Origin of the sequence: Microtetraspora sp. NBRC 13810, assembly GCF_030268685.1 — a bacterium.
GTDB lineage: Bacteria > Actinomycetota > Actinomycetes > Streptosporangiales > Streptosporangiaceae > BSRQ01.
Map to the genome: position 1 here is coordinate 40,631 of NZ_BSRQ01000036.1, position 8,150 is coordinate 48,780.

Consider the following 8,150-nt stretch of genomic DNA (forward strand, 5'->3'; position numbering starts at 1 on the left):
GTCACCGGTCCTCCTCTCGTCCTGTCGCGGTCTGGAAGACGGCGCGGTAGGCGGGGTCGCGCCACAGGTCGCGGTGCGGGCCGAGGCCGCGGATCCGGCCGCGTTCCAGCCAGAGGACCCGGTCGGCCGCGGCCGCGGTGGCCGCCCGGTGCGCGACGACGAGCCTGGTGCAGCCGCGGAACTCCTCGGTGAGCGCCGTGCCGACCTGGTGCTCGGTCGCGGTGTCGAGGCTGGAGGTGGCGTCGTCGAGGACGAGCAGCCGGGCCCCGGCGCGGGCCTGCGCGAAGGCCCGCGCGAGGCCGACCCGCTGCGCCTCCCCGCCCGACATCGGCGCCCGGCCGGGCGGCGTGTCGTACCCGTGCGGCAGCCGCCGGATGAACGCGTCCGCCGCCGCGGCCCGCGCCGCCTCCTCGACGGCGCCGTCCGGCTGCGGCGCGACGCCGAAGGCGATCGCCTCGGACAGGGTGGCGCCGAACAGGGACGGGCGGGCGAAGGCGTAGGAGACGGCGGCCCGCAGGGCGGGGCGGGAGAGGCGGGGCAGCGGGACGCCGTCCAGGGAGACGTGGCCGCGGGCGGGGTCGGCGAGGCGTCCGGCCAGCGCCGCGAGGAGCGACTTGCCGCTGCCGGAGCGGCCGACCACGGCCAGGGCCGAGCCGCCGGGGACGACGAGGTCGACGTCGTGCAGCGCCCCGGCGGCGGAGACCCCGTGGAAGGCCAGCCGGCCGGGTCCTGCGGGCAGGGCGTCCGTGCCGTGCGGGATCTGCGCCGTCGAGAGCAGTTCGCGCATCCGGCCGGCGGCGGCGCGGGCGCGGGCGAGCACGTTGAGCCGGCCCAGCGCGGCGCCGAGGCCCGCGCCGAGCACGGCGTACCCGGCGGCGGCGAAGAGTTCTCCCGCGGTGAGCCGTCCCGCCGCGAGCCGCATCCCGCCCACGGCGAGTACGCACACCTCCAGGAGCGGCAGCACGAGGGCGGCCTGCACGCCGGCCCGCGCGTTGGCCCGCCACAGGTCCATCCCGTGGCGGCGCAGCCGGGGCAGCGGGGCGAGCACCCGGTCGCGTTCCGGCGTCGCGGTGCCCGCCGCCGCGATCGTGCGGGCCCCGGTCAGCGCGTCAAGCAGGCGGGCCGCGATGTCGCTCTGCGCCTGCTGGTAACCGGCCGCGACGGCGGTGGTGCGCCGGACGAAGGCGCGCAGCACCACGGCGATGACGACGAGCCCGGCGGCCAGGGTGAGCGCCAGCCAGGGGTCGATGAGCAGCAGCGCGACCAGGCTGCCGGCGGCGGGGACGAGCAGCGCGACGGCTGTGACCAGCGACTCCGGAGCGCGGGCGGTCTCGTCGGCGTTGATCCCGGTCCGGGTGGCGACGTCCCCGGCGGTGAAGCCCGCGCCCGGTCCCGCGCCGAGCACCGCGCGGACGGCGCGCCGCCGCAGCCACCGCGCGGCCCGTGCCCCGCTCGCGCCGCCGGCGAGCACGCCCAGCGTGTCGCACCCGGCGAGTACGGCCAGCAGGGCGGCGCACGGGAGGATCCACCGGACGGGGTCGCCGCCGGCGACGAGGCCGTCCACCGCGGCGCCGATCGCGGCGGGCAGCAGCAGCTCGGCGACCGCCCCGCCGAGCAGGGCGACCGCGAGTACGGCCGGCCAGGCGCCGCTGTGCCGTACCACGGTGACGATCAGGCGGTCGGAGTCGCGCAACATTCCCTCCTGAACGGCGGGCCGGGACAGGGCCGGGACGCTGACGTTGCGGCCGGGCCCTCGGGCGTTTCGGGCTGGAAAGGCCGGAAGGCTCCGGGCGACTGACGGGTCGCCCGGAGCCTGCCGTCATGGGAGGTCAGCCGCAGAGCAGGCTGAGACTGCTGTTCTCGTGCGGCGTGCAGGCGAGGAGGCTGAGCGAGCTGCCGCCGCCGTGGCCACCGCCACCGCCGTGACCGCCGCCGGGGATCTCCATGTTCTGCAGGTCGAGAAGGGCCATGCCGTCCACCTCTTTCGAAGAAACGTTCACAAATCAGCCGCAGAGCAGGCTGAGACTGCTGTTCTCATGGGGCGTGCAGGCGAGGAGGCTGAGCGAGCTGCCACCACCGTGACCGCCGCCGTGACCGCCGTCAGGAGCCTCGAGGCTCTGAAGGTCGAGAAGGGCCATTGAACTTTTCACCTCCCTTGCTGACATGTCCGGTCCCGGGCCTCAGCGCGTGCGGCTCCAGGAACGGCAGGTAGAGGGGCCGGTCGTGCGACGCCGCGCCAAGGGCGTACAGCACTCCGGCGGTTCCGGTGGCGAGGTCCATCGACAGGCGCAGGAGCTGGTTGCCGGGGAAGGCCAGCCCGTCCCGGTACGCCAGGGTGTGCCAGCGGAGCAGCGACGTCTGCTCCGCGAGTTCGGCCGCGCCCCCGTCCAGTCCCATCGCCCGCGCCGCGATCATCCCGCTCCGGCCGTTGAACAGGCCGGGCTGGGCGTAGTACCGCAGGGTCGTCACCGGGCGGATGTCGCGCAGCGCCGCGGCGAACGTCTCGTCGTCGCGGTGCGCGAGGTAGCGGGCGAGGACGAGGCCGATGCCCGTCGAGCCCTCGTCGAGGTACGGGTTGGTGCGCAAGCTCTGCCGTACCTGGAGCTGGCCGTCGTCGCGCCGGGTGCACCGGCGCAGGTCGTGCCGGAGCGCGACCGCGGCGGCGTCCAGCGCCGAGGGGTCCCCGGTCGCCTCGTAGGCGCGCAGGAAGAGCAGCGCCGGCCCCGACCAGCCGCGCATCAGCCCCGCGTACGGCGAGCCGCTGCCGCTGACCAGCGGCTCGCCGGTGTCCGGCGGGAGGTCGCGGGAGGCGGCGGCGAGCCGTTCGGCCAGCATGTCCACGGTGCGCAGGGCGAGGCCGCGCAGCAGCGGGTCGCCGGTGACGCGGCCGAGGTGCAGCAGGTTCAGGCCGGTGCCGGCCAGCCCGGAGTAGAGGCTCGCGTCGAGCAGTTCCCAGCGCTCGCGCAGGCATCTCTCCAGCACGTCGAGCGCGTCCTGGCGGTGGCCGAGCAGGTCGAGCGTGTAGGCGACGCCGTGCATGCCGTCGTAGAAGCCGATCCCGGTGCCGTCCGCTGGGTCGAGCGCGCGCCGGCGCAGCCACTCCTCGTGCTCGGGCAGGGTGCCCGCGCCGGTGACGTGCTGCGCGTAGAGCACGCCCGCCGCGCCGTACGCCAGGGCGAGCCCGCCGCCGGGGGTGAACTGCGCCGGGTCGCCGGGGAAGAGCCGGTCCGCGCGCCCGGGGGTGGCGCTCGCCACCAGCGCCCGGTTCAGCGCGTCACGCACCTCGGGCCAGGTGGCCCTGCCGGGTTGCGGCGGCTCAGGGCGTACGGCGGGCGCGGACCCGGCGCCCGCGATCGTGCGCACGGCCTCGTCCAGCCACGGGCGCGGCACCGGGAACGTCTCGGCGATCAGGCTCGCCAATCCCACCGCCTTGCCGGCGTCCAGCGGGATCATCACGGTGGACATCGGCGCGAAGAGGCCGAGCCGCAGGCAGGCCAGCGCGTACCGGTCCGCCGCGAGGCCCAGCCGGTCGGCGGGCGGCCGGAATCCCGGGTGGGCCAGGGTCGGCCGTTCGCGGCTCCCCGCGAGACTGGCGACCTCGAAGTCGATCAGTACGACCCGGTCGTCGTCGTCCTCGTCCACCAGGATGTTGAACGGGTGCAGGTCGCCGAACACCACACCGCGGGAGTGCAGCGCGGCCACGGCCCGCTCGACCCGGCCGACCATGGCGAGCACCCAGCCCGCGTAGTCGCTCAGGGCCGCCGGGTCGCGGCCGGCGTCGGTGAGCGGGTGGCGGTGCACGGCGAGCTGGTTCAGGGTGGTGCCGCGGACGAACTCCTCGACGAGGAACTCGTGCTCGCCGAGCGCGAACGTGTCGACGATCGCGGGGGCCGCGTCCAGCCCGTCCAGCCGCCGCAGGATGGCCGCCTCGTGCCGCAGCCTGGAGACGGCGTCCCGCCCGGCGGCGTCGAGCCCGGCGTGTGGCCTGGCCTCCTTGAGCACCACCTCGCGCCCGGTGCGCAGGTCGGTCCCGCGGTAGACGCCGCCGCCGTTGGAGAAGTGCAACGCGCCGTCGATCCGGTACGGCAGGCCCTCGACGCCGACCGCCGAGCGGGCGGCGACGTGCGGCGCGAGGAAGGCCGGCGTCGGCACCCAGTCCGGCGGGGAGAACCCGGGCCCCCGCACGTCCGGCACGAGCCGTCCTTCCGGGTCCTCGATCGCGAGCACCCGCGCGCCCTCGCCGGTCACGCAGTGCCGTTCGGCGAAGCCGCCGTACCGGGTGAACAGCGGTCCCCTGCCGTAACGCAGGTCGCTGAGGATGTAGGGGCCCTCGATCCCGTCGAGGATCTCGTTCAGCTCCTTGAGCACGAGTTCGAGCTGCGTCTCGTCCAGCGGGTAGATCGTGACGAGCTTGCCGCTGGCGCCGCGCTCGGCGTACTTGGAGTTGGTCATCATCAGGACCCGGGGACCGCGCAGGAACTTGAAGGCGATGCCGCGCGGGACGCAGTAGTCCCACACCGCCGCGACGGCCCGCTCCGCGTCCTGCGCCCTGGCGGACACGTGGATCTTCCATCCCTGCGCCGGCAGCACCAGCCCCGCCGGGGCGTAGTGCAGCCAGGTGTCGGTGGCCCGGTGCTCCCACCCGGCCGGCACGTCACGGGCCGCGATGGGGAAGTCGGGGTGCTCCGCCCTCCGCGCCTCCAACGTGTCATAGAAGAGCGCGTCGGCGAGACAGTAGATCTCATATCGGGTAATCACCGGATTTTCCTCCTGCCGCGCATGGCTCAGAGAATTCCGGATGACGAGCACCCCCGCCTAGTGACGAACACCAACGAACGCCTGTGAATTACTCACCGGTAATAACGGGTCGTGAAAAAGGTTTCGCCTTCACCGCACATGGAAGCGTTTCCTTCATCGGAGGAATCCGGCACCACAGGGCATTAGGCACATCGAGCATAAAACCGGCAAGCGGTGGAGAGGGGACGGGTCGCACGCCCGGGAGCCGGTACGGCAGCGCACGGTTACGGATATGCCGTTCATTTCGGCACCCATGACGCTCCACCCACCGTGACCAGAATGACCCGCCTCACAGCTCCACAACCACGGACCCGGGCCGCAGGCACGTCGCGGCAACGGGGTTAGGGAGGGGACGCCGCCGGGCGGGGGCCGGGTCGGACAGAGGGATCGCCGATGGGGGCGGGCTGCGGGCACGTCACGGCAACGGGGTCAGGAAAGGGATGCCGCCGGGTCGGGGAGGTGGGAATCGGCGGTGGGGTGGTGGTCAGGAAGGGGGGCAGCGGCGGGTGGGGTGGCGGGGGCGGGGGGTGCGGGGGTGGGGGCGGGCGGGGAGTTCGGCGGTGAGGCGGAACCAGCCCTCCTCGTCGGCGACGTCCAGCCGGCCGCCCAGCGCCGCCGTACGCAACCGGAGACTGCGCAGGCCGGTGCCGTGCAGCCATCCCCCGGCCGGCGCCGCCACGCCCTCACCCGCACCGGCGTCTCCCCCGGCGCTCGCGCCGTCGTCCTCCCCTGCGCGCGGGCGCCTGCCGGCGCCGTTGTTGGCGATGTCCAGCCGCACCCTGCCGCCGCGGTCGCTGGCGCCGATCAGGCAGACGTCGGGCTTGCTGTGCCGCAGCACGTTGACCACGCCTTCGCGCAGGACCGTGCCCAGCAGCGCGCTGACGTCGGGCGTCAGCGTGGTGGGGACGTCGCCGACCAGGCAGCGCACGCCGGACGCGCGCAGCAGTCTGCGGGCGCGGCCCACCTCGGCGGGCAGGGAGATCGGGACGCCGCCGTGCGCCAGCCGGCGGATGTCGGCCTTGGCGTGCTGGACGGCGGCGATCATCTCGGACAGCTCCTCCTGGAGCCCGGGATGCCCCTCGGCCAGCCGATGGGCCAGCTCGCCCTTGACCGAGGCGAACCACAGCCAGTGCCCGACCAGATCGTGCACGTCCCGCCCGAAGGACTCCCGCGCCCCCGCCCGGACCGCCTCGGCCTGCCGCTCACTCTCCGTGCGCAGCCGCCGCAACCGGCGGGCCAGGAGGACGGCGGACGACAACGAGGCGCCCCCCAATGCCACAGACATGCCGAACGCCACACCGAAAACTCTCGGACGCACCAGTTCACCGCCGCTGTGAGACTCCGGAAGCACCTTACAATGACCACCGTCATTCCACAAAGGCGCGTTGTGAACCGCTAAAGCGCCATAAACCCGCAACCATTTCGACACCCATTGAGTCCCATCGGTCACACGAATTCCGCACCCCCGAACCACCATACAGTAGACAAAATGTCACGTTAAACGGTTCTTCTCATACCCGCGAACCCTCCCTTTTCAGCACCGACCTGCCCTTTCACGAGAGGGACGGAGCAAGACGGACGGAGACCCGGTTCACGAGACGGATGGAGCGAGACGGAGACCCGGCGACCGGCGGACGCCGGGATCCCGCGGCGGCCACCACCGCCGTACGGCTTCGTTCGGCTATTGGCTGAATTCCGGCCGGATGCCGGAAGGCGACCTTAGAGTGTGGGACAGGCGGAGCACCCGCCCGCGCCCAGTGCGGCCGCCCACGCCGGCCCGCACGCGACGGCCAAGAGTCCCCGACTCAGTGCGACCGGCAGCGGTGCGCGGCGTGCTCATGCCGCCCGATCGGCAGGACGCGTGGGGCCTCCCGGAGGGCGTTGTGACCGACGACCGACCCCAGACCCGCGACGACCGACCCCAGATCGCCGACGACGACCGTCCACCCGGCGACCACACCCCCGTGACGGGCGACCGGAACCACCACCCCGGCGAGCGGCAGGGGCGCGGAGCGGTGGCCGGGCGAGCCCGTAAGCGGGCCATCAGGGCCAGGATGGCGCTGACCGGCGTCCCCTACACGCTCGCGGCCCGTCTCCTCGACTCCCCGCCCGCCGAGGGCGCCGGGACCCCGGCCTGCCGGGGGCGGACCGTCTACCCCGCGACCGGCGACGCGCACCGGCGGCTGCTGCTCGACCTGCGCGAGCGCCGCCCCTTCGCCCAGCGCGTCCGCGACGCGCGCCTCGCCGCGGACCTCCCCCGCGGACGGGCCTGGCACCTGGCCGAACGCTTCCCACCCCTGCACGACGAGCCCGGCTCCCCGCCGCCGCACGAGGGCACCGGCCCGCCGCACGAAGGCAGCGGCCCACTGTACGAAGGCACCGGCCCGCTGTACGACGGCGAGGGCCGGCAGGACGTGCTGGCCCTGCTGTACGCCATGGTCGCCGTCGAGACGCCCGCGCTGGTGCCCTCGGCGGGCGATCTCGCCTGGACGGCCGAGCTGGGCGAGGAGACCGCGGTGGACACCGCCTGCGCCGTGCTGGACCGCGCGGCCCGGATGCTCCTCGACGAGGGGGAGCACCTGTGGCGGCGGGCCGGCGCCGCGCTCGCCGCGGGCCGGGCCCACCCGCACTGGCGCACCCGCGACGAGGCCGAACGGCTGAGCCGGGCGCTGACCCTGCACGACCCGCTGCGGCGGGCGACGCTCCCGCTGCGGGGCGCACGGCAGATCCTCGACGCCCTGCTGGTCGTGGCGGACGACGGCCACGCCCCCGGCACCCGCGTGCGCATCAACGCCGGGCCGTACGCCGGCGTCACCGGCACGATCACCGGGGCCCGCTGGGCCCGCGACGAGACGGCCCTCGGCGCGGTCTGGCAGCACGGCGGGCCGCCGCGCGCGTACGAGGTGCACCCCGACCGGGCGCCGGTGGAGATCGTCGCCGATCCGGCCGGCCTTCTCGTCCTCGCCCGCACGCCGGTCCCGCAGGAGGCATGACATGTTCGAAAGGTTCACCGACCGCGCGCGGCGGGTCGTCGTCCTGGCCCAGGAGGAGGCCCGGCTGCTCGGCCACGACCGGATCGGCACCGAGCACTTCCTGCTCGGGCTCGTCGGCGAGGGCGAGGGCGTCGCCGCCCAGGCGGTGCTGGGGCCGGGCGTGGACCTGGCCGCGGTGCGGCGGGAGGTCGAGGAGCTCACCGGCCGGGGGCGGGCGGCGCCGTCGGGGCACGTTCCGTTCACCCCGCGGGCCAAGAAGGTCCTTGAGCTGTCGCTCCGTGAGGCTTTGCAGCTGGGTCACAACTACATCGGGACCGAGCACATCCTTCTTGGTCTCATCCGTGAGGGCGAGGGTGTGGC

The 8,150-nt window shown here is 74.5% G+C and carries 7 protein-coding genes; 2 read left to right on the top strand and 5 right to left on the bottom strand.

The genetic code is table 11. The features are described from left to right. Position 1: 1 nt before the first annotated feature. The 5 genes from QSK26_RS40315 to QSK26_RS40335 form a co-directional block, all read right to left on the bottom strand. Positions 2–1,696, bottom strand: a complete 1,695-nt coding sequence (locus QSK26_RS40315) for an ATP-binding cassette domain-containing protein (protein WP_285780649.1) — start codon at positions 1,694–1,696, stop codon at positions 2–4. A 133-nt stretch (positions 1,697–1,829) separates the two neighbouring features. Further along, on the bottom strand, positions 1,830–1,970 hold the full coding sequence (locus QSK26_RS40320; protein ID WP_285780650.1) for a SapB/AmfS family lanthipeptide: 141 nt from the start codon (positions 1,968–1,970) through the stop codon (positions 1,830–1,832). 33 nt (positions 1,971–2,003) lie between these two features. Beyond that, positions 2,004–2,165, bottom strand: a complete 162-nt coding sequence (locus QSK26_RS40325; RefSeq protein ID WP_352244487.1) for a SapB/AmfS family lanthipeptide — start codon at positions 2,163–2,165, stop codon at positions 2,004–2,006. Beyond that, positions 2,101–4,758, bottom strand: a complete 2,658-nt coding sequence (lanKC, locus tag QSK26_RS40330) for a class III lanthionine synthetase LanKC (protein WP_285780652.1) — start codon at positions 4,756–4,758, stop codon at positions 2,101–2,103. The genes QSK26_RS40325 and lanKC overlap by 65 nt, the downstream gene beginning before the upstream one ends. A gap of 523 nt (positions 4,759–5,281) precedes the next feature. Beyond that, positions 5,282–6,082, bottom strand: coding sequence for a sensor histidine kinase (locus QSK26_RS40335; protein WP_285780653.1), 801 nt, complete (start codon positions 6,080–6,082; stop codon positions 5,282–5,284). A gap of 598 nt (positions 6,083–6,680) precedes the next feature. Here QSK26_RS40335 and QSK26_RS40340 point away from each other — a divergent pair. Together QSK26_RS40340 and QSK26_RS40345 are read left to right on the top strand one after the other, a co-directional pair. After that, on the top strand, positions 6,681–7,790 hold the full coding sequence (locus QSK26_RS40340; protein ID WP_285780654.1) for a hypothetical protein: 1,110 nt from the start codon (positions 6,681–6,683) through the stop codon (positions 7,788–7,790). Between the two features lies 1 nt (position 7,791). Continuing rightward, on the top strand, positions 7,792–8,150 hold a 359-nt coding region (locus tag QSK26_RS40345), incomplete at its 3' end, for a Clp protease N-terminal domain-containing protein (protein WP_285780655.1).

Coding starts and splice junctions, on each gene's coding strand:
- QSK26_RS40320 (WP_285780650.1), bottom strand. CDS start 1,970: ATGGCCCTTCTCGACCTGCAGAACATGGAGATCCCCGGCGGCGGTCAC.
- QSK26_RS40325 (WP_352244487.1), bottom strand. CDS start 2,165: ATGTCAGCAAGGGAGGTGAAAAGTTCAATGGCCCTTCTCGACCTTCAG.
- QSK26_RS40335 (WP_285780653.1), bottom strand. CDS start 6,082: ATGTCTGTGGCATTGGGGGGCGCCTCGTTGTCGTCCGCCGTCCTCCTG.
- QSK26_RS40315 (WP_285780649.1), bottom strand. CDS start 1,696: ATGTTGCGCGACTCCGACCGCCTGATCGTCACCGTGGTACGGCACAGC.